Source organism: Chryseobacterium sp. ERMR1:04 (assembly GCF_001297705.1).
Lineage (GTDB): Bacteria > Bacteroidota > Bacteroidia > Flavobacteriales > Weeksellaceae > Chryseobacterium.
In genome coordinates, this window is the sequence record NZ_LIRF01000004.1 from 387,392 (window position 1) to 407,495 (window position 20,104).

General features: G+C 33.4%; 22 protein-coding genes. 12 read left to right on the forward strand and 10 right to left on the reverse strand.

The features are described 5' to 3' along the window. Nucleotides 1-329 precede the first annotated feature (329 nt). Nucleotides 330-1,358, forward strand: coding sequence for a hypothetical protein (locus AMQ68_RS09250; protein ID WP_054510348.1), 1,029 nt, complete (start codon nucleotides 330-332; stop codon nucleotides 1,356-1,358). Nucleotides 1,359-1,491: 133 nt separating this feature from the next. Here AMQ68_RS09250 and rpoN read toward each other — a convergent pair whose 3' ends face one another. The 4 genes from rpoN to AMQ68_RS09270 all read right to left on the reverse strand — a co-directional run bounded on the left by rpoN (nucleotide 1,492) and on the right by AMQ68_RS09270 (nucleotide 5,977). Then, nucleotides 1,492-2,955 carry an RNA polymerase factor sigma-54 gene (gene rpoN / locus AMQ68_RS09255; RefSeq protein WP_054510349.1) on the reverse strand — a complete coding sequence of 488 codons (1,464 nt, stop codon included), beginning with the start codon at nucleotides 2,953-2,955 and terminating at the stop codon, nucleotides 1,492-1,494. Nucleotides 2,956-3,114: 159 nt separating this feature from the next. Further along, nucleotides 3,115-4,563 carry an asparagine--tRNA ligase gene (gene asnS / locus AMQ68_RS09260; protein WP_054510350.1) on the reverse strand — a complete coding sequence of 483 codons (1,449 nt, stop codon included), beginning with the start codon at nucleotides 4,561-4,563 and terminating at the stop codon, nucleotides 3,115-3,117. A 135-nt stretch (nucleotides 4,564-4,698) separates the two neighbouring features. After that, nucleotides 4,699-5,298, reverse strand: coding sequence for a CDP-alcohol phosphatidyltransferase family protein (locus tag AMQ68_RS09265; RefSeq protein ID WP_054510351.1), 600 nt, complete (start codon nucleotides 5,296-5,298; stop codon nucleotides 4,699-4,701). Between the two features lie 4 nt (nucleotides 5,299-5,302). Next, complete coding sequence (locus AMQ68_RS09270; RefSeq protein WP_054510352.1) at nucleotides 5,303-5,977, reverse strand: hypothetical protein; 675 nt, start codon at nucleotides 5,975-5,977, stop codon at nucleotides 5,303-5,305. A gap of 106 nt (nucleotides 5,978-6,083) precedes the next feature. Between AMQ68_RS09270 and AMQ68_RS09275 the strand changes: the two genes are divergently transcribed. From AMQ68_RS09275 to AMQ68_RS09285, 3 genes are all read left to right on the forward strand, one after another. Next, nucleotides 6,084-7,010 (forward strand): hypothetical protein, encoded by a 927-nt coding sequence (locus AMQ68_RS09275; protein ID WP_054510353.1) that lies wholly within the window; start codon nucleotides 6,084-6,086, stop codon nucleotides 7,008-7,010. Beyond that, the gene (locus AMQ68_RS09280; RefSeq protein ID WP_054510354.1) at nucleotides 7,010-7,813 is read left to right on the forward strand and encodes an AraC family transcriptional regulator; all 804 of its coding nucleotides are present in this window, start codon (nucleotides 7,010-7,012) and stop codon (nucleotides 7,811-7,813) included. The genes AMQ68_RS09275 and AMQ68_RS09280 overlap by 1 nt, the downstream gene beginning before the upstream one ends. 153 nt (nucleotides 7,814-7,966) lie before the next feature. Beyond that, complete coding sequence (locus AMQ68_RS09285) at nucleotides 7,967-9,613, forward strand: serine hydrolase (protein ID WP_054510355.1); 1,647 nt, start codon at nucleotides 7,967-7,969, stop codon at nucleotides 9,611-9,613. A gap of 75 nt (nucleotides 9,614-9,688) precedes the next feature. On the opposite strand, the gene rimM is transcribed toward AMQ68_RS09285, so the two are convergent. From rimM to AMQ68_RS09305, 4 genes are all read right to left on the reverse strand, one after another. Next, nucleotides 9,689-10,231, reverse strand: coding sequence for a ribosome maturation factor RimM (rimM, locus tag AMQ68_RS09290; protein WP_054510356.1), 543 nt, complete (start codon nucleotides 10,229-10,231; stop codon nucleotides 9,689-9,691). A 10-nt stretch (nucleotides 10,232-10,241) separates the two neighbouring features. After that, on the reverse strand, nucleotides 10,242-10,808 hold the full coding sequence (locus AMQ68_RS09295) for a 30S ribosomal protein S16 (RefSeq protein ID WP_054510357.1): 567 nt from the start codon (nucleotides 10,806-10,808) through the stop codon (nucleotides 10,242-10,244). A 144-nt stretch (nucleotides 10,809-10,952) separates the two neighbouring features. Then, nucleotides 10,953-11,465, reverse strand: coding sequence for a nitroreductase (locus AMQ68_RS09300; RefSeq protein ID WP_054510358.1), 513 nt, complete (start codon nucleotides 11,463-11,465; stop codon nucleotides 10,953-10,955). A gap of 123 nt (nucleotides 11,466-11,588) precedes the next feature. Further along, nucleotides 11,589-12,038 (reverse strand): hypothetical protein, encoded by a 450-nt coding sequence (locus AMQ68_RS09305; protein WP_054510359.1) that lies wholly within the window; start codon nucleotides 12,036-12,038, stop codon nucleotides 11,589-11,591. Between the two features lie 87 nt (nucleotides 12,039-12,125). Between AMQ68_RS09305 and AMQ68_RS09310 the strand changes: the two genes are divergently transcribed. Beyond that, nucleotides 12,126-12,488, forward strand: coding sequence for a DUF805 domain-containing protein (locus tag AMQ68_RS09310; RefSeq protein ID WP_054510360.1), 363 nt, complete (start codon nucleotides 12,126-12,128; stop codon nucleotides 12,486-12,488). A 38-nt stretch (nucleotides 12,489-12,526) separates the two neighbouring features. Here AMQ68_RS09310 and AMQ68_RS09315 read toward each other — a convergent pair whose 3' ends face one another. Together AMQ68_RS09315 and AMQ68_RS09320 are read right to left on the reverse strand one after the other, a co-directional pair. Beyond that, nucleotides 12,527-13,060, reverse strand: coding sequence for an SRPBCC family protein (locus tag AMQ68_RS09315; protein WP_071254751.1), 534 nt, complete (start codon nucleotides 13,058-13,060; stop codon nucleotides 12,527-12,529). 234 nt (nucleotides 13,061-13,294) lie between these two features. Next, a complete protein-coding gene (locus AMQ68_RS09320) occupies nucleotides 13,295-13,798 on the reverse strand; it encodes a DUF2867 domain-containing protein (protein WP_071254768.1) in 504 nt (167 codons plus the stop codon). A 179-nt stretch (nucleotides 13,799-13,977) separates the two neighbouring features. Between AMQ68_RS09320 and AMQ68_RS09325 the strand changes: the two genes are divergently transcribed. From AMQ68_RS09325 to AMQ68_RS09355, 7 genes are all read left to right on the forward strand, one after another. Continuing rightward, complete coding sequence (locus tag AMQ68_RS09325; protein WP_054510362.1) at nucleotides 13,978-15,996, forward strand: M3 family metallopeptidase; 2,019 nt, start codon at nucleotides 13,978-13,980, stop codon at nucleotides 15,994-15,996. Nucleotides 15,997-16,189: 193 nt separating this feature from the next. Next, nucleotides 16,190-16,606 carry a hypothetical protein gene (locus AMQ68_RS09330; RefSeq protein ID WP_054510363.1) on the forward strand — a complete coding sequence of 139 codons (417 nt, stop codon included), beginning with the start codon at nucleotides 16,190-16,192 and terminating at the stop codon, nucleotides 16,604-16,606. A 24-nt stretch (nucleotides 16,607-16,630) separates the two neighbouring features. Beyond that, the gene (locus tag AMQ68_RS09335; protein ID WP_054510364.1) at nucleotides 16,631-17,362 is read left to right on the forward strand and encodes a bifunctional 2-polyprenyl-6-hydroxyphenol methylase/3-demethylubiquinol 3-O-methyltransferase UbiG; all 732 of its coding nucleotides are present in this window, start codon (nucleotides 16,631-16,633) and stop codon (nucleotides 17,360-17,362) included. Between the two features lie 62 nt (nucleotides 17,363-17,424). Further along, a complete protein-coding gene (locus AMQ68_RS09340) occupies nucleotides 17,425-18,087 on the forward strand; it encodes a hypothetical protein (protein ID WP_054510365.1) in 663 nt (220 codons plus the stop codon). Between the two features lie 12 nt (nucleotides 18,088-18,099). Next, entirely contained in the window at nucleotides 18,100-18,648 is a 549-nt protein-coding gene (locus tag AMQ68_RS09345; protein ID WP_054510366.1) for a GNAT family N-acetyltransferase, read from the forward strand. A gap of 114 nt (nucleotides 18,649-18,762) precedes the next feature. After that, on the forward strand, nucleotides 18,763-19,209 hold the full coding sequence (locus AMQ68_RS09350) for a nuclear transport factor 2 family protein (RefSeq protein ID WP_054510367.1): 447 nt from the start codon (nucleotides 18,763-18,765) through the stop codon (nucleotides 19,207-19,209). Between the two features lie 44 nt (nucleotides 19,210-19,253). Continuing rightward, complete coding sequence (locus AMQ68_RS09355) at nucleotides 19,254-20,093, forward strand: prolyl oligopeptidase family serine peptidase (RefSeq protein ID WP_054510368.1); 840 nt, start codon at nucleotides 19,254-19,256, stop codon at nucleotides 20,091-20,093. Nucleotides 20,094-20,104 lie beyond the last annotated feature (11 nt).

Here is a 20,104-nt window from a genome sequence, read left to right on the forward strand (position 1 = left end):
ACTATGAAAAAAGACCTGAAATTTTGAAATTATTATGAATAAAAAACAAATGCAAAAGGTCTAAAAAAATCTTATTTGTATTTTTCGTATTGTTAAATTTTATAATTTTATATACTATATCTTTAATTTTAATTATTGAAAATACCTAGTTTTCAATTAATTAATACAATGAAGTATAATTGCAGTATTTTACTTTTTAATAAATGGTTTTAGCTTTGATTCCGCAATGTGAAAAAGTAGAGTTATTTATTTTTTTCACTAAACAACAGTTTTTAATTGAAATCGCATTAAAGAGATATTAAATAATACAAACATTAAAATTGATTGCAATGAAAAAAAACCTTATCCTTTTATGTCTTTTGACAACCCTGTCATTGGCGTACTCCCAAATCGGGATTAATACTCCCAATCCCCAAGGTATGCTACATGTGGATGGAGCAAAAGACAACCCTCAAACAGGAATTCCCAGCACGACACAACAAGCTAATGACTTTACAGTAACCTCCGTAGGAAAAGTTGGAATTGGAACTATTACTCCTTCATCAAACCTTCATATCGTAAATAATGGTATTGCTACAAGCATTGGAGGTGGTGAGGCAACAAATACAGGACTTTTGGTAGAAAACCCTATCGTTAACAATTCCATACTATCAATCTTAAGAACAACTGGAACTACAGGAGTCAAACAGGCTGTAATGGGGATCAATCCAAATTTCAATGGAAATAATGGAGCCTTTATTATTTCCCGTAGTGTTGGTGGATCTGATTTTGCCATGGATTTAACCACAGGTAATATAGGAGTCGCCACAAATATTCCTACAAATACTTTAGATGTGGCTGGTAGTACCAGAATAAGAACTTTAGATATTGCAACAGGGCCTACAATCATTACTCCTGTGTATGCTGATACTAATGGAGTTCTAAATAAGGCAGTGAGTAATGTATACGGAACTGTAATTAATAACACCGTTAATATAGCATCAGGAGCCACAAGCACTCTTATTACTGGAATCATTGATAATGGCGTGTATAAAGCAGTTGTCTATGTGAGCAATAATTGTGGTCGTGGAGGTATTGCAGATTATTATGTAACTAATGTAAACCTTAATAATTCTTTCTCCATAAAGGGCTCCGATGGTTTACTGAATACCGATACTACCAACAAAGCCCCTACTTTTACAGAAGTAGATAGAACCACCACAACCGTTGTATGGACAGGAGTACCAAATTGCGCAGGAGGTGGAAATAATACACAATTTAATTATACATTAACAATGCCTTCATCGGGAACGATAAATCTTACTAATAACGGAAACGTGAGTTTAGATTACAGGATAGTCCTTACAAGAATTTTTTAACAGACCGATAAGACTTAGTTAACAAGTCTCAATTACATCATAAAAGTAAAGGCTACAAAATATTTTACATTTTTATATTTAAACAAAAAATGCTCAGATTTCTCTGAGCATTTTAAATATTTTATAGAATTTTTTATAATTCTTTTCTCAATCTGGCAACAGGAATATTCAACTGTTCTCTGTATTTTGCAATCGTTCTTCTTGCAATGTTATATCCTTGCTCTTTTAAAATGACTACCAACGCATCATCTGTCAATGGTTTTCTTTTATTTTCTTTGCTGATCACTTCCTGAAGATGGTTTTTAATTTCTTTAGTAGAAACTTCCTCTCCATCATCGTTTGTTAAACTATCCGAGAATAAATCCTTAAGGTAAATAATACCATTTGAAGTGTCTGCGTATTTACTTTTTACAACTCTTGAAATCGTAGAAATATCAAAACCTGTAATATCCGCAATATCCTTTAAGATCATTGGTCTCAAAGATTTTTCGTCTCCGGTAATGAAATAATCTTTCTGGAATTTAACGATAGCTGTGATGGTCTGTAATAAGGTATTCTGACGCTGATTAATTGCATCAATATACCATTTTGCCGCATCTAGCTTTTGCTTGATAAATAAGGCAGCCTGCTTGTGTTCAGAAGAGTTCTTATCATGAGAATACGTCGTTAGAATATCTTTATATTCTTCAGAAACTCTTAAAGTAGGTGCATTTTTACTGTTAAGCATCGGAATAACCATTCCATCCTTTACCTGAATTACAAAATCCGGGATAATCTCTTGGTTGATCGTAATCGTTTGCGTATCAAAATTCCCTCCTACTTTTGGAGATAACTTTGAGATCTCTTCTAATGCATCTTTTAGATCTTCTTCTTCAATATCATATTTCTGAATGATTTTATTGTAATGCTTATTCGTTAAGGCATCAAACTGATGTCTCAAAATATTAGCAGCCAAAGAAACCGCTTTATCAGAGCTTACTTTTTTCTCGATCTGCAACAATAAACACTCCTGCAAACCTCTTGCTCCTACTCCTGGCGGATCTAATTTCTGAACATAATTTTCAAGAATATCATCTACTTTCTCTTTAGTAGTATAAATCCCTTGAGAAAAGGCAAGATCATCAACAATCGCTTTGACCTCTCTTCTTAAATATCCGTCTGTATCTAGATTTCCAATAATATATTCAGCAATTCTTACATCTTCCTCGTTGATATTCGCAAGATGTATCTGCTCTAATAAATAATCATATAAAGATTGGCCTTCTGTTAAAAGACTTTCGTTATCAAATTCCTCATCGTCTGCTGAGTAGTTACTGGAAGCTGTTTTATAGTTGGGCTCGTCATCGTAAAGATAATCGTTCACATCAAAATCTGTTTCAATGCTTTCCGTACCCTCGTTTTCGTAAGCCTCCTCCAAAGAAGAATAATCATCTTCTTTAGACTCTTCTTTTGCGACTTCCAAAGCAGGATTCTCTTCTAATTCTCTCTCCAATTCCTCTTCGAATTCCAACGTGTGAAGCTGAATCAACTTCATCAACTGGATTTGCTGAGGCGCTAGCTTCTGTCCTAATTTGAGTTGTAAGTGTTGTCTAAGCATATTAATATTTTGTGTTTTAACATAACATATTCTACGAATTTAAATAAATTTATTCAGGAAAAAAAGCATTTAGCACGATTTTTGTAGTAGATATGGTACCTAATAAGTTATTAAAAAATAAAAAAGCCTTAAAATAAATTTTAAGGCTTTTTTTTATATCTAAAACTCAGCGTTTTTCGGTGTTCTTGGGAAAGGAATTACATCTCTAATATTTGTCATTCCTGTTACGAAGAGAACCAGCCTTTCTAATCCTAATCCAAATCCTGCATGAGGCACAGAACCGAATTTTCGAGTATCAAGATACCACCAAAGTTCGTGTTCGTCTACATGCATTTCTGCCATTTTTTGCTTTAACACATCCAATCTTGCTTCTCTTTCTGAACCTCCGATGATTTCTCCGATTCCCGGGAAAAGAACGTCCATTGCAGCAACCGTCTTGTTATCATCATTCAGTTTCATATAGAACGCTTTGATATCTTTTGGATAATCAAACAACACGACAGGACTTTCAAAGTGTTTTTCAACCAAGAATCTTTCGTGCTCAGACTGAAGATCAGTCCCCCAACTTTCAATTGGATATTGGAATTTTCCTTTTTTATTTTCTTTTGAGTTCATTAAGATCTCAATAGCTTCTGTATAGCTTACACGCATGAAACGCTTAGCAATAACATTTTCTAATTTTTCAATAAGACCTTCTTTTGCTCTGTCTTTTTCTGGTTTAGATTTTTGCTCTTCTGCAAAACGCTTATCTAAGAAATCAAGATCATCTTTACAGTTATCCAATACATACTGAATAACATATTTCAAGAAATCTTCCGCCAGGTCGATGTTATCTTCAAGGTTGTTGAACGCAACTTCCGGCTCTACCATCCAGAATTCTGCAAGGTGACGCGTTGTGTTTGAGTTCTCCGCACGGAAAGTAGGTCCGAAAGTATAAATTCTTCCCAATCCCATTGCTGCCGTTTCACCTTCAAGCTGTCCGGAAACCGTTAAGTTCGTTTTTTTACCAAAGAAATCTTGTGCAAAATCAATTTCACCTTCCTCCGTTCTTGGCATATTGTTCAGGTCAAAGTTGGTTACTCCGAACATCTCTCCTGCTCCTTCTGCATCAGCTCCTGTAATTACCGGAGTGTTGATGTAAAAGAATTGGTTTTTGTTAAAGAAAGAATGCACCGCAAAGCTTACTGCGTGACGTACTCTGAAAACAGCACCAAACAAGTTGGTTCTGAATCTTAAATGCGCCTGATCTCTCAACGTTTCCAAAGAATGTTTTTTAGGCTGAAGAATTGTTTTGTCTCTATCTTCTGTGAAGTTATCTCCTAAAATGATGATCTTTTTAGCTACAATTTCCACGGTTTGCCCTGCTCCTTGGCTTTCTACAACTTCTCCAACAATTTTTAAAGATGCAGCTGTACTGATTTTACTGATAATTTCTTCGTCAAAATTTTCGAAATCAACAACTATTTGCAAATTATTAATTGTAGAACCATCATTAAGCGCAATAAAGCGATTTGAACGGAAAGCTCTTACCCAACCGTAAACTGTAATGTCATGATGTAATACCTTTTTGTAATCCTGTAGGATTTCTTTAATTGTTTGCTTTTTCATTTGTTGACTATAAATTTTTATATAAAAATTAATGTCTGCAAAGTTACAAAAAAACAGCGCAACTTGAATATTACGCTGTGTTTTTACAAAATCATTTATCAATTATTTAACGAAGAACAATGCTTTAAATAGTATTTAATTAAAGAATATGCTCTTTTTTCTTTGCTTTCCGTTTCTAATTTTCCAGGCGTGATAGCAACTTGGTACATCAAACTGCCATTTCGGAAGGATTAAAACAATCAGGATGACATCAATATGAGAGACAAGTCCTAACCCAATGGTGAGGTAGAAAGCCCAGCCTGCCTGCTGAAATCCTATTAAATACGTAAACGCGATCAGCAGGCTGAGTCCCCACATTTTCGATATAAATGCATGAGTGCAGGTTTCTTTTCCGAACTTCCAAATACTTATAATGTAGCAAAGCGCTTCCATACTAAAGATTAAAAGAATGCTTCCCCATTCACTTTTGATTAATTCAGGATTCAGGAAATAGGCGGCAAAACCTAATGACAACCAGAAAACCAAATCGGTTTGACTGTCTAATCTTCTGAGTTTTTCTGATGAAACGCCAACTTTCCTCGCAATGATACCGTCAAAAATATCTGTTAATAATCCAAAGTACATTAATAGGAGAATTAAAAACTTCGATTCTTCTCCTTTATAATAGGCTAAAGAAATGATAATGGGCGCTAATATGAATCTTGTAGCGATTAAAATATAAGGTATTGTTTTCATGATTTTAAAAATTTATAAGAGGTAAAGATCTTTTATCATTCTTATTCCAAAGACCTAGCTGTAAACCACGTATTTTATTAGATTTATTGATCAAACCAATTTGTAAACCATTTGCTTTTATTGCTTTATTATAAATCCCAATCTGTATCCCTTTCAACATTTCAGTATCATTAGCTGCGGAAATACTTAATCCTTTCATTTCTATTGCTGAAATAAGTAATCCTGAAATAAAAATTCCTTTTCCTTTTTCAATATCAGTATAAAGCGCAGAAACCATAACTCCATTCATTGTATGTCCATAATTATACATAGAAATATTAAGTCCTTGATGACTTACCCCTCGCAGATACCCCGCAGCAGAGATAGTAAGTCCATTAACTTTTATAAATTCAGACTTTTCACTTTTAGACGGATCATAAAACATCCAGATTAGAAGTCCTAATGGATTTACATCCAGATTAATTCCATTCACTTTTTGAAAATTTCCGTGGCCAGTTCCTTTAAAATTAAATTTGGGATCAAGTCCTAAACCTAATGTTAACCCGTTTACTGTTGTAATCTCATCTTTTAAAGGAGTTAGAGCAATTAATCTCGTTTTCTGATTTACTAAAATACTATCCTGACCGAAGACCAAACAATTGATCAACAATCCTATTATTACTATTAACCGTGTTTTCATAATTAATTGTTTTAAAATTATACTTCAAAATTATCCGCAGAAAACACAAAAATGAATGTGAAAAGGAATTAAAATAAAACAGTACATTTGTGAAAATCACAAAACAATGCATCAGGAACGCTTGCTTAAGGAAATCCGTAAAAGAATTGGAGAAAAATCTCTAAATGACGAGATATCCAATATCTTGAATATAAGTTATGATGCTGCCCACAGAAGGACTTCACTAAAGGCAAAGTTTAGTTTTGAGGAAGCTTTGGAACTGGCAAAACATTACCAAATTTCGCTTAATCAATTTATAACCACAGACCATCAGATCGTAGTACAGAAAACTTCGACAGTAAGCAACACTGAAGATCTGCAAACTTTTTTTAAAAATAATCTCAGCATTTTTGAAAATCTACCACTTGCCAATGGAATGACTATCTATTATTCGGCGAAAGATATTCCGTTTTTTTATACACTTTCCGATACACTTCTTTCTCGTTTCAAAGTATATGTCTGGATGAATTTATTAAACGCCAAACAGGTTTTCATTCCTTTTCTAGAGTTTTCACCTCCCCATTTTGAAACGAATACCAAAGAATTAAAAAAGAAGTACGAGGACCAAAATGTGGTAGAATTATGGAATGACATGACCGTTACCAGTATTTTACAACAGATTTCTTTTTATTATGATACCGGACTTTTACAAAAAAACGAAGCCCAAATTATTCTGAAAGAACTGAAAGAATTAATACAATATATTGAACAAAAAACGGAAAGCAATCCTAAATTCCATTTATATGAAAATGAATTGATGCATCTTTCCAATGACATTTTTTTTCACCATCCACAGCAATCTCTTTTTGCATTGCCTACCAATATGTTTGGATATATTTTGATTAATGATGCTAAAACCTGCACTGAAACAAAAAATTATTTCGAGCATCAGATTAAAAATTCAAAGTCTATGAGTACTTCAGGAAACCGCGACAGAAAAATATTTTTCAATAAAATGTACGGACAGATTGAAAATTTAAAACTAAAATTATAATGAATACGCTCCGAAACGGCCAATTTTTTGGACAAACCAATAAGACGCTCAACTTCGACGGATTGATTATTACAGATACGGAATACACCCATCCGTATGTTGATTGGCATTATCATGAAAATGCATATTTTACCTTTCTCCTTGAGGGAAATGTGATCGAAGGAAACAAAAAGGAAATCTATGAATGTTCTGCCGGAACTCTGCTTTATCACCATTGGGAAGATCCACATTACAATATTAAGCCAGAGGGTTTTACAAGAGGTTTTCATATTGAAATCCCGAGAGAATGGTTTGAAGATCTCAATATTTCAAAAGATAATATTGAAGGGAGTTTTAATCTTAAAGATCCGGAATTAAAGTTGTTGATGTATAAAATTTTCAAAGAAAGTAAGATCAATGATAATGCGTCAGAAACGTCTACTCATCAGCTTTTATTGACTATTTTCAATCAGTTATCTCCTCAAAAAATTCTTTCAGAAAAGAAACCCATTTGGGTGAAACAAATCAACGAACTACTTCATGAAAGCTGTAATGAAAAGCTGAATTTAGCTGAGCTTGCCCAAACTATCAACATCCACCCGACTCATCTTAGCAGAGATTTCCACAAGTATTTTCATTGCAATCTCGGAGATTATGTTCGAAAATTAAAGATCAATAAATCTTTGTCGATTATTACCTCCAACGAAAAATCTTTAACTGAAATCGCTTTAGAATGTGGTTTTGCGGATCAAAGTCATTTTATCCGCTGTTTTAAAGAAAACATGGGACTGACACCTTTGAAATATAGAAAGATTTTGAAGTAGTTTTTCTCCCACAGATATTTATATTTCTTTTTCAGCACAACCCTTGTCAAGGGTCATGAAAATCTGTGAGATCTGTGGGAAAATCACAAATGCTAATTTTATTCTATTTTTACTAAGCTAAGCTTTATATTTTTGCTTAGATTTAAAATTGAAATGAAACCAATAACTATACTTACGCTGTCTTTGATATTTAATTTATCTTTTGGACAAACTCAGAACCTTGTTACTCCTGAGAAAATTGAAAATACGGTGCAGAAAAACCATTTGAATAGCATCCTTCTTTTAGACAAAGTAATTCCATTAGACAATCTTAAAGAAAGTGACATTCCTAAAAACATCAACTTCCAAGAAGATAAAGACCTCGACCTCAGAGTTTTTATGGATAACTCATTGGTAAATTATTTACATGAACTTGATCCTACCTTAACCGCTGATGAATTGCTCAAAAAAGGAAATTACCAGTTCTCTTTTTTAGTTGATGGAAAAGTGATCTATGTGGAAAATCTAAATACAGGCGCCGGAACTGTAGAAAATAAAAAGATAAAAACAAACTTTAGAATTCCTTTAATAAGTTCTGGTAATGAAGATTCCTGGGGAAAATATTTATGGTCTCGTTTTTATTTAGTTCATGGAGGAATTGATGCTCTAACTGCGGGAAACCATCTTCTAACAATAGAAATCCGTCCTTATTTAAAATCAACATCAGTAAAAACAGGGCGTCTTATCGCGAAAGGCGAAATTAATCTTTCGGTTCCTAAAAAAAATATCAGCGAACAACAAATTGCCCTTCAACCTATCAAACCTAACAGCGGATGGGAAGTGTCCAAAGACCAATTCAAAACAGAAAAAATTAAAGCTTTAAATCAAAAAATTGCAGAAAACAGATTCAGAGAGATTACCAGCATTGTAGTTATTAAAAATAAAAAATTGCTTATTGAAGAATATTTCAACAGTTCCGGAAGAGACAGTTTACAAGATACCCGTTCTGTAGGAAAGTCTTTTGCATCGGCATTAGCGGGAATCGCCATTAAAGAAGGCTATTTAAAGAATGAAAATCAAACCCTTGGAGAGTTTTATCATTTAAAAGAATTCCAACATTATAACCCAAAGAAAGACAGCGTAACGCTTAAAAGTCTCTTGACGATGAGTTCATCTTTTGAAGGCAATGACGACGACGATGATTCTCCGGGAAATGAAGAAAATATGTACCCTACCGACAACTGGGTGAAATTTGCGCTCGATGTTCCCATGACCGATCATAAGATTGGTAAAAAATGGAGTTATTTCACGGCGGGAGTTGTTGTTACCGGAGATATTTTAGATCAGAAGGTTCCAAAAGGGCTCGAATCTTATGCCAAAGAAAAACTTTTTAATCCGTTAGAAATTACAACTTACCAATGGCAATATACGCCACAGCATAAAATTTCATTAGCCGGAGGTATGAGGATGAATAGCTTAGACTTTGCTAAGTTTGGTCAACTATACAAAAATAACGGAGAATGGAAAGGCAAAAAAGTAATCGACAAAGCTTGGATCAAGAAATCATTCAGTAATTATTTCTCTGACAATAAAGACTTTGAAGGATATGGATACCTATTTTGGAGAAAGATATATAAAGTAGGAAACAAAAGTTTTGAGGCCTATCAATGCAGCGGAAATGGCGGTAACAAAATTATCATGTTCACGGAAATCCCTTTAGTGATCGTAGTTACAGCAAAAGCTTATAATAAAGCATATGCCCATTCGCAATCAGAAAAAATAGTTCAGGAATATCTATTACCCGCAGTTTATGAGCAATAAATAATTGGTAATAAGTAATTAAAATAATATGGAAAGATGAAAGTTGATTAACTTATCATCTTTTTTTGTGAAAATTTATTCGTCTTTTTTAGAAGGCACTAAAAAGACATCAATAAGACCTTCAGGAAGGATCATTTTGATGGTTCTTTCTTCTCTATCAACTTCCAGGATCCAGTCTTTGATCATAGGAATCACAACTTCTTTTCCGTCTAAGTTTGTAACGAAATACACCTGAGCGGTCTGATCATTTACTGATCGGATAACACCACAGTCATTATCATGCTCATCAAGAATATTGTATCCTATGATTTCGTGATAATAAAATTGTTTCCCTGTAAGTTTTGGCAATGTAGCAAGCGGTAAGAATACGCTTTTTCCCAAAGATTGGTCTACTAAAGCCTCAGAAGAGTTTTTAAAAGCAAGATTCAGAGCATCTAATTTGCTCCAAGATGACTTTTCAATGAAAAAAGGAACCAATAATCCGTTGATTTCAACGAATATTGATTCCAGTTTATTGTAAAGCTGGGGTTGATCTGTGTCCAATTTAAGGATCACATTACCCGCAAGCCCATGTCTGCGTGTGATTTTTCCTAATAAATAGCAATCTTCTTTACGCATATCTGGATTTTTAAGCTTCAGTGTTTTCTTGAGTTTCAGTAGCAGGAGCTTCACCTTCAGTAGCTTCAGCAACAACTTCTTCTGCAGGTGCGTTAGCAGCTTCTTCAGCAGCTTTAGCATCAGCAATAACTTGTGCAGCAGCAGCAACTCTAGCTTCGTTTACTTTAACTTCAGCATCTAATGCAGCTTTCTTAGCGTCAGACTGAGCTTTAGTTAAACCTTCTACTTTACCTTGTACTTTTTGTTCTTTAGTTTCTAACCAAGCAGCAAATCTCTTTTCAGCTTCAGCCTCGTCAAAAGATCCTTTAGCAACACCACCTTGTAAGTGTTTTTTGTAAAGTGCTCCTTTGTAAGAAAGAATAGCTCTTGCTGTATCAGTTGGTTGAGCACCGTTGTTTAACCACTTTACAGCAGAATCAACGTTCAAATCGATAGTCGCAGGGTTAGTAATTGGGTTGTAAGTACCTAGTTTTTCGATGAATCTACCATCTCTTCTAGCTCTAGCATCTGCAACCACGATGTGGAAAAAAGGTCTCCCTTTTGATCCGTGTCTTTGTAATCTGATTTTTACTGACATAATGTTTGAATTTTACGGGAACTCGTCCCAGTTAAATATTTAAGAGTGCAAAGATAAATAAAATTTTCAATTCTACGATTAATAAATGTAACAATTTACCAACCTATCCATGTAATTATACTTTAATGAGCTTGGATTGATAAATTAATCTACTTTTCCTAGATAAAACAGTCCCAGACATTTTTGATTTTCTTCGATTGTTAAAGAATCTTTCAAATGATCTACGATATTAGGAGAGCTCCAATAGCAGCCGATATTATTTGCTGTACACGTTAAATACATATTCTGAACCGCCATAGAAACGGCAGCAATCTCTTCCCATTCAGGAACCATTCCGCTGAAATTAACAATAATTGAAACTACAGCATCCGCTTTGGTAATTTTAAAGCCAATATCATTATATTTTTTCTCTAAGAAAAGATGTTCAGGCTGAGAAGCTTTGTAAATAGTCTGCATTTCCAACGCTAATTTTGCCTTTTCTTCTCCTTTGAAGATCTTAAAACGCCAAGGTTTTGTACGTTTGTGATTGGGAGCCAATGTTGCTGAATGCAAGATCTCATTAATAATTTCCTGAGATATTTCGGTTTCAGTGTAATCTTTTGGAAAGATGCTTTTTCTTTGCTCTATGATTTCTTTTAAAACTTCTGCTTTATTCATAGGTGCAAAATTACGAAAAAGTTGATCGCTCACGGTTGTTAATTGCAGGTTTTCTGGTATGATTTAATAAGTTTTCAGATTCTTCCTTCGTTAGAATGACAGTAGGGAAACAATTCATAATTTTTACAACACTTCCACAATTTCCTGATGAATTTTATTCAATGTAAAATCATCTCCGGACTTCATGCCCATCATTTTTTTTGCCATCGGACTTTCCGAGGAAATAGCATAAAAACGATCGCCCTCAAAAAAGAACTCTCCCAAGGAAACTGAGATATAAAAACGTGCTTTATTGGTAATCACAATAGACCCCAACTGTACTCTTTCTGTACTCTTATTTAGTACTTTTGCCATGTTGCGTTGAAGATCATTCAAAGCTGCAAGCTGTCTCTGCATTTGGTAAATTTCCTCCTGCATTTCTTCTCTCATACTATCATATTTCGGAGTTTTTTTGATATCACGGCTTGCATCCAATGTAAACTCGATAAAGTTTTTCAACTTTTCAATCTTTTCTGCAATCACGGTTTTTACATAATTTCTTATATCATTTTTCTCAAATACAATCTTCTCCATAAATCGAATTCTTTACATAAACTTAATATAAAGATAATGTTTTTTTTAAATAATATTTTATATTTTTAGTAGATAAAAATACAGATCATGTTTAAAAAACCCTTTTCTTTTGAAGGAAGAATCAGACGCAAAGAGTATGGTTTATCCTATCTTATTTATTTAGCATTTAGTATTCCATTTCAGTTTGCCATATCCTCTACTGGAAAAGATTCCACTATTGTTCTTTCACTCTTTTTTATTTTACTCATTCCATTTTTTTGGTTTCTGATTGCTCAGGGGGCAAAAAGATGTCATGACAGAGATAACAGCGGTTGGTATCAATTAATCCCTTTTTATTCACTTTGGATGCTTTTTGCTGATAGTCTCCCCGGCTCCAATGAATACGGACCTAATCCTAAAGGAATAGGAAACGAAGATTCGATTAATGAAATTGGCAAAAAAGAATACTAAACAAAAAATAGCCTTGTAAAATCTACAAGGCTATTTTTTTATTTTTCTACCAATGCTTTCAAATTATTCAAACCTTCTTCGTAGGATTTCCCCATTTGGTAATCCATCATCGGTCTCATTATTTTCATCATAGGATCTTGCTCGGTATCCATCGTCCACAACACTTTTGTAGAATTTCCTTCAGAAGACAAAACAATCTCAGAGGTTGCCTGCCCTTCAAAAGGTTTGGCAAAGATCATTTCTGTTTTTTGTTTTTGATTTAAAACCAATTCTTTAATTTCCTGACAACCCGCACCAGAATCATCATTTTTACTATCCCAACAGTATTTATCTCCCACTTCTCCGGAAGTTCCGGTATACGTAATTTTCATCGTCTTATCTAATTTCATCCAGGGATTCCATTCATTAAATGCCTTCATAGAACTTATCTGCTGCCATACCTTTTCTTTCGGAGCATTAAGTACTATAGATTTTTCATAATGGTAATTTTTACCAAAAGCGAGCATGGCGATTACAGCATATACAATAAGTAAAAGAACAATTCCACCAATAATTTTTAAGATCGTTTTCATAGTTTGAATATTTTTAGGTTAAATTTTTAACATCATTAAGTTTTGAATATGTTGTCAAAATTAATCATTCCGCCTCTATCTCAACTTTACCTATGACAAGATCATTAAAGATAAAACATTTTGTTGCAACTTTATACGGAGGTACTATTTTTGAGAATTACTCTATTCCTTCCATCAATACAACTCATCAAATCAGGATTTAAAACAGTAAACACTCTTCTTTTGTATCGGTTACTATAAATTTTTAATGATTGCATCTATCTTAGCAGCAACTATGATTTTGTGAAAAGGTTTAACCGGAAAAAAATATAGTCTTCCCCACCAATTATTGTATTGCACAAGAGTCGTAATGGTTAATTTCCTTTTTTTATTTAGCGAATTATGATCATCCAACAATAAGGAAACCCTGAAATTCAAATGGCTATCGTCCTCCCCAATAATTATTTCATTATGGGTTTTGTTAAAAATCTTAAAAAGTCCGATTTGATCTCCCGGCTCATATTTTAGATCTGTCGCATGTTCGTTTTGACCTTCAGGAATTTTTAATCCAAAAATTTTGACAATCCTATTTCTCAACGAAAACAGTTTTTTGATCCATGTTGAACTGCTCGTGAAGAACAGCTTTCCTATTTGTCCTGAGTTCAGATTTTGGTCTTTATGGATAAACTTTTTCACAAAAGAATCTCCATAATCGAAATGTTGATTATTTAATAATGACTTTTCGGGTATTTTCAGCATCATATCATTTTACTTGTACTCAAAACTAATTATTCTGACAGTAGGATGACTTGCCCTATGACAAGATTATTAAAGATGACACACTTTTTGTCACACCATCTCATTAAGGCATTATTTTTGAGATTTCAACAACCAAATCAATACGATTTATTACATTTACAATCATTAAAAATCAAACAATGAATATTTTAACAGAAAAATTTAACACACCATATCATTCAGCACCATTCAATTCTATTAAAAATGAAGATTATCTTCCCGCTTTTAAAGAATTAATTCAAACATCAGAAGAAGAAATTAATGCCATTGTCAATAATTCAGAAGAACCCACTTTTGAAAATGTGATTGAAGCATTGGCGTATTCGGGAGAACAATTGGATGCCGTTTCTAATATCTTTTTCAATTTAAATTCAGCCGAAACAAGTGACGAACTTCAACAGATCGCTCAGGAAGTTTCTCCGATCTTAACAGAATATTCATCAAAAATTTCTCAAAACGAAGCGCTTTTCAACAAGATCAAAAAGGTGTACGACGAGAAAGAAAAATATAATCTTAATGAAGAGCAACACATGCTTTTAAATGAAACTTATAAAGGTTTTGTAAGAAGCGGTGCTTTACTGAATGAAGAAGACAAAGAAAAATTAAAGAATATCAGCATGGATTTATCTTTAAAATCTCTGCAATTCGGACAAAATGTATTGGCCTCTACCAATAATTATTTCAAACATATTACCAATAAAGAAGATCTGGCAGGAATTCCCGAAGCCATTATCGAACAATACGCCGAAGAAGCGAAAGAAAGAAATCTTGAAGGTTGGGTTGTAACATTGCAATATCCAAGTTACCTTCCGTTGATGACCTACGCTGAAAACCGTGAATTAAGAAAAGAAATTGCATTAGCCAATGGTAAAAAATCTTTTGATGGTGGTGAATTTGATAATCAAAATCTCATCAAAGAATTGCTTACTCTAAAACAACAAAAAGCTGAATTATTAGGCTATGCTAATTATGCAGACTACGTATTGGAAGAAAGAATGGCAAAATCTCCAATCAAAGTATTGGACTTTTTAAATGAGATGCTAACGAAAGCAAAACCTTACGCCGAAAAAGAAATTGAAGAATTAAAATCATTAGCAAAAGCTTATGGAATAGACGAAATACAAGGATACGATCATACTTTTTACGCTGAAAAACTTCGTAAAGCAAAATATGATTTAAACGATGAGGAATTAAAACCTTATTTCCCGTTAGATCAGGTTCAGAATGCTGTTTTTGGTTTGGCTCATCAGTTATTTGGATTAACGTTTGAAGAAAGAAACGACATTCCTAAATATCATGAAGATGTGAAAGTCTACGAGGTCAAAGAGAATGGCGAGTACAAATCGCTATTATATGTCGACTATTTCCCAAGAAAAGGCAAAAGAGCCGGAGCCTGGATGACGAGCTATAAAAATCAGTATAAAAAAGACGGTGAAAACTCCCGTCCACATATTTCGATCGTTTGTAATTTCAACAAACCGACAAAAGATACGCCGAGTTTATTAACGTTTCAGGAAGTGACGACTTTATTCCATGAGTTTGGTCACGCCCTTCACGGAATGTTGGCCAACACCCAATACCCTACCCTTTCAGGAACTTCTGTAAAATGGGATTTTGTGGAATTGCCTTCTCAGTTTTTGGAGAATTTCTGTTACGAACCTGAGTTCTTAAAAACTTTCGCGAAACACTATAAAACAGGTGAAGTTCTTCCCGATGAAAAAATTCAAAAGATTGAACAGTCTAAAAACTTTATGGAAGGCTACCAAACGATGAGACAATTAGGTTTCGGAATTTTGGACATGAATTATCACACAAAAGTTGCAGAGTTGGAGAATGAAACTGTAAAAGAGTTTGAAGATAAGTACACCAAAGCAACACAATTGTATCCTGCAAATCCTGAAACAGCAATGAGCCCAAGCTTCTCCCATATTTTCCAAGGTGGATATTCTGCGGGATATTATTCTTACAAATGGGCAGAAGTTTTGGATGCTGATGCTTTCCATTATTTTAAAGAAAACGGAATTTTCAATCCTGAAATTGCCGCAAAATATAAAATACTTCTTTCTTCCGGCGGAACAAAAGATCCAATGGAATTGTATAAGAATTTCAGAGGAAGTGAGCCGAAAGTGGAGAGTTTGTTGAAGAGGGCGTTTGGGTAAAATATAATTAGAGCTTTTGAAATTTATATTTAACCACAAAAGAGGTAAAATATTAACATATACGTTTTTAAAAAATCAAAGATTTTTAATCTTTTTATTTGTAAAACCATGTCAAGGTTTTGAACCTTGACATGGTTTATAGAGTCTTTATCAATAGAAACGGGTTTTAACCCGTTCAAATAAAAACATAAGTATGATTAGCGATATTATTTGTCAAGTCTATTTTGATTCTAAATCATCAGAGAAAATATTTGAACTTCTTAACTTTTACTTACCTCAATATCAACCTTTAAAATTAGACTATACTTCTAAAATTGATGGGGAATTTAATAGTAACCAAGAAATGATTGATTATTTCGTTAATACAAATAATATAAGTCAAACTTTTTATTGGAATCAATACATTAATAATCCTGAGAAAGTTATGTTTGGTGTTGATATGACAAATGATAACAAAACAATATTTAGTTTAACATTTGATGGAACAATTGAACAGGCCGAAATCTATTTGATTGAATTAAAACAAAAACTTGATTCCGATATAGGTTTCATTAGTTTTATCAATCCTATAGAATATGATAATGGAATAGATTTTAAAAATAAATATTAATTTATATTTAAAAAACACAACAGTATGCAACAAAACAAATACGACAACACCTCCTTTTTCAAACAATACGAAAAAATGCTCCGCTCTCAAAAAGGATTGGAAGGTGCAGGAGAATGGCCTGCTTTGAAAAAAATGTTGCCTGATTTTTCAGGGAAAGATGTTCTTGATTTGGGCTGTGGTTTTGGTTGGCATTGCAGATATGCCATTGAGAATGGAGCAAAATCTGTGATTGGAATTGACCTTTCAGAAAAGATGCTTGAAAAAGCAAGAGAAATCAACGCGTTGGAAGATATTTACTATGAAAGAAAAGCCCTTGAAGAGGTAGACTATCCTGCAGAGAAATTTGATATTATTGTAAGCTCGCTGACTTTTCATTATATAGAATCATTTGATACGTTGGTACAAAACATTTACAAATGGTTGAAGCCGAACGGAAATTTTGTATTTTCAGTGGAACATCCTGTTTTTACAGCACAGGGAAATCAGGATTGGGCTTACCATGAAAATGGAGAAAAGCTACATTGGCCTGTGGACAATTATTTTGTAGAAGGAAAAAGAAATACTACCTTTTTAGGTGAAGATGTTGTAAAATACCACAGAACTTTAACAACGTATCTGAACAGCCTTTTAATATTAGGGTTTAAAATCAAAGAAGTAATTGAACCAGAACCGAGTGAAGAAATGCTGAAAGAGTTTTCAGAAATGAAAGATGAATTACGCAGACCGATGATGCTATTGATTTCTGTAAAAAAGTAACTCAGTTTTTAAAATTAACTTAGACGGAAAAAAACTATATTTATCTAAAAAACGTAACCATTATGTTCAACTTCTTCAAGAAAAAGAAAGCTAAAGTACATATTAATTCTGTTTCTATTCCTCATTTCGGATGGGATAAAGTAGAAGAAAATGAGTCTAGAATTATTTGGGTAAATCCTGAACAAAGTGCTTTAATTTCATTATATTTTTTCGACCTTCAACCTGATCTACCTACCATAAAAGATACTGATCATCTGAGAGATTTTCATAGGAAATCTATTGCTGCATCAGGCGGTGGAATTATTGAAGTAAACACTCTCAAAGTACAAAATTTCCCCAGTGTAAAAACTATTTTTAAAGTTCCTCAGGCCGAAAGTGGAATGACTTATATTGCTTCCGTGACGATTCCTTTTAAAAACTGCAGTTTCGTGATTAAAGTACAAGCGGTTGAAGCGGGAACAACCGGAATTCGAGATACCGTTATCTTAAGTAAATTGCTAGAAAGCGAAGAAGTTTCTTTTGATAATGATGATCTTCAAAACTGGTTCGAAGATCCTTATGATCCTACTTTTAAAGAAGGAACGTTAATGAACAAATCGGAGCAGGAACAATATGATGCGGAATATCCTCAACATCCTTTGACCATTGCTCGGATTTCAATTAACAAAGCCATTCAGGAAGTCGTTTTCAAACCTGAAATAAAAGATCTTCCTGCTTTTAAATAATTGTAAAAACCCATGAAATATCTTCTCACCCATCAGGAAACTGAAAGGCTTATTTTCAGAAAATTAGAAAATTCTGATTTTGATCATTGGCTCAGCTTATTTGAAGATGAACATACAGCAAAGATGCTAGGGATGGAAACCTTTAAAACACCAAAAGAGCGTTGCGAAAAATGGTTTGAAGCGACTTTTCATCGATATGAAAACAATCTTGGCGGCCAAAATGTACTGCTTTCAAAGGAAAACAATCAATTGATCGGTCAATCTGGATTATTGGTAAGGGAAGTTGAAAATAATTTTGAGTTGGAAATCGCGTATTCTATTCTCCCTCAATTTCGAGGCAAAGGTTTCGCCATTGAAGCATCCAGAAAATGCAGAGACTTTGCTTTTGAAAATAATTTTCATGACAGGCTTGTTTCCATCATTATCCCCGAAAATGAAAGCTCTAAAAAAGTTGCTTTGAAAAACGGAATGATTTTCAAAAAACAAATTAGCTATTCAGGAAATAATATGGATTTATTTCAAATCTATAAACAGGAATGGGAAACTAGATCTCATGTCTAATATCACCAACAAGCTTTTGAGTATTCAGAGGCTTTCTTTTTTAATAAATATATCCTGATTTTTTATAACTTTAGTTCCAAGATCCGTCAACACAAACAGGTGAAAATCTAACCCATGAAAACAATCAAAAAATTAATTCCTTTATTTTTTATTTCGTTTCTTTTATTCTCCTGCAATACAGTTTCTGAAAATAAAATAAGTGAAAACGAAAAACTGATTACCCATTATTTTGAGCTCTTCAACAAGCATCAATGGGAAGATCTATCAAATTTATATATTGACAATGCAGAATTCAAAGATCCTTCATTAGGAACCGGAACTGTAAAACAAACCAAGAAAGATTTTGTGAAAAAATATTCAGAACTAAACCAACTCTTCCCTGATTTAAAAGATAAAATCATTCAGGTTTATCCATCCGGAGAAAATAACATCATCGTAGAGTTTATTTCTACGGGGTCAGGGCCTGGTAATTCAAAATTTGAACTTCCCATTTGTACGATATTCACTATAGAAAATGGAAAAATCACCAAAGATTTTACGTATTACGACAATATTGAATAATCAAAAAAACAACCTGAAATTTATCCCTAACTTTTATAAATAGTATGCATACAAGAAAACTTGAACAACATATAATCATCCTTTTATTAATGTTCACCATCAATCCCATTTTTGGACAAAAGAAAGAAGTTAGGAATACAGAAGTGGATACGCTTACCTTTTTAAACAATAGAAAAATATTAAACAGCTTAAACACCGATAAATTTCAAAAGAAAATATTCGTAGATAATGACATTCAAATTCCTTACAGATTTTTAATGCCTAAAAATAACCTCGTAAAGAAAAAATATCCGTTGGTTATTACCTTTCATAACTCTTCAAGAATTGGAAATGATAATGAAAATCAGCTTGAGCCCTTTGCTAAAATCTGGCTACGCGATGAAATTTATGAGAAATATCCTTGTTATGTTGTAGCACCACAATTTAGTAAACGTTCTACAACTTATGAGATGAACAGCGATGGTGTCCAAATTTCAAAACCATCCAACGATGTTTTTGCTTTATTGAAGTTGATTACAAATCTTGAAAAAGAATATCCCAATATAGATACCAACAGAATCTATCTGATTGGCTATTCAATGGGAGGCTCCACCGCTCAAAATTTAATGAGTTTGCAACCGAATACATTTGCTGCGATGGTCTCTGTTGCCGCCGTTCCGGATTTATCGAATCTTAATGCAATTAAAGAAAAAAATATCTGGTTAATTCACGGTAAAAAAGATGATGACAACCCATACGTTGGCAGCGTGGAATTATTTAACAAACTTCCTTCCGACAAAAAAATGATTTTCACAACATTCACCAATCTTAATCATAACAATATTGTGATTCCGTTTTTGATTACAGATGAAATTCCGAAATGGTTATTTGAAAAACGCAAATAAAAGAAAAATAC

Coding starts and splice junctions, on each gene's coding strand:
- AMQ68_RS09325 (WP_054510362.1), top strand. CDS start 13,978: ATGAATATTTTAACAGAAAAATTTAACACACCATATCATTCAGCACCA.
- asnS (WP_054510350.1), bottom strand. CDS start 4,563: ATGAAAAAGCAAACAATTAAAGAAATCCTACAGGATTACAAAAAGGTA.
- AMQ68_RS09275 (WP_054510353.1), top strand. CDS start 6,084: ATGCATCAGGAACGCTTGCTTAAGGAAATCCGTAAAAGAATTGGAGAA.
- AMQ68_RS09345 (WP_054510366.1), top strand. CDS start 18,100: ATGAAATATCTTCTCACCCATCAGGAAACTGAAAGGCTTATTTTCAGA.
- rimM (WP_054510356.1), bottom strand. CDS start 10,231: ATGCGTAAAGAAGATTGCTATTTATTAGGAAAAATCACACGCAGACAT.
- AMQ68_RS09250 (WP_054510348.1), top strand. CDS start 330: ATGAAAAAAAACCTTATCCTTTTATGTCTTTTGACAACCCTGTCATTG.
- AMQ68_RS09335 (WP_054510364.1), top strand. CDS start 16,631: ATGCAACAAAACAAATACGACAACACCTCCTTTTTCAAACAATACGAA.
- AMQ68_RS09265 (WP_054510351.1), bottom strand. CDS start 5,298: ATGAAAACAATACCTTATATTTTAATCGCTACAAGATTCATATTAGCG.
- AMQ68_RS09355 (WP_054510368.1), top strand. CDS start 19,254: ATGCATACAAGAAAACTTGAACAACATATAATCATCCTTTTATTAATG.
- AMQ68_RS09340 (WP_054510365.1), top strand. CDS start 17,425: ATGTTCAACTTCTTCAAGAAAAAGAAAGCTAAAGTACATATTAATTCT.
- AMQ68_RS09285 (WP_054510355.1), top strand. CDS start 7,967: ATGAAACCAATAACTATACTTACGCTGTCTTTGATATTTAATTTATCT.
- AMQ68_RS09270 (WP_054510352.1), bottom strand. CDS start 5,977: ATGAAAACACGGTTAATAGTAATAATAGGATTGTTGATCAATTGTTTG.
- AMQ68_RS09280 (WP_054510354.1), top strand. CDS start 7,010: ATGAATACGCTCCGAAACGGCCAATTTTTTGGACAAACCAATAAGACG.
- AMQ68_RS09295 (WP_054510357.1), bottom strand. CDS start 10,808: ATGTCAGTAAAAATCAGATTACAAAGACACGGATCAAAAGGGAGACCT.
- AMQ68_RS09310 (WP_054510360.1), top strand. CDS start 12,126: ATGTTTAAAAAACCCTTTTCTTTTGAAGGAAGAATCAGACGCAAAGAG.
- rpoN (WP_054510349.1), bottom strand. CDS start 2,955: ATGCTTAGACAACACTTACAACTCAAATTAGGACAGAAGCTAGCGCCT.
- AMQ68_RS09315 (WP_071254751.1), bottom strand. CDS start 13,060: ATGAAAACGATCTTAAAAATTATTGGTGGAATTGTTCTTTTACTTATT.
- AMQ68_RS09350 (WP_054510367.1), top strand. CDS start 18,763: ATGAAAACAATCAAAAAATTAATTCCTTTATTTTTTATTTCGTTTCTT.
- AMQ68_RS09305 (WP_054510359.1), bottom strand. CDS start 12,038: ATGGAGAAGATTGTATTTGAGAAAAATGATATAAGAAATTATGTAAAA.
- AMQ68_RS09320 (WP_071254768.1), bottom strand. CDS start 13,798: ATGCTGAAAATACCCGAAAAGTCATTATTAAATAATCAACATTTCGAT.
- AMQ68_RS09330 (WP_054510363.1), top strand. CDS start 16,190: ATGATTAGCGATATTATTTGTCAAGTCTATTTTGATTCTAAATCATCA.
- AMQ68_RS09300 (WP_054510358.1), bottom strand. CDS start 11,465: ATGAATAAAGCAGAAGTTTTAAAAGAAATCATAGAGCAAAGAAAAAGC.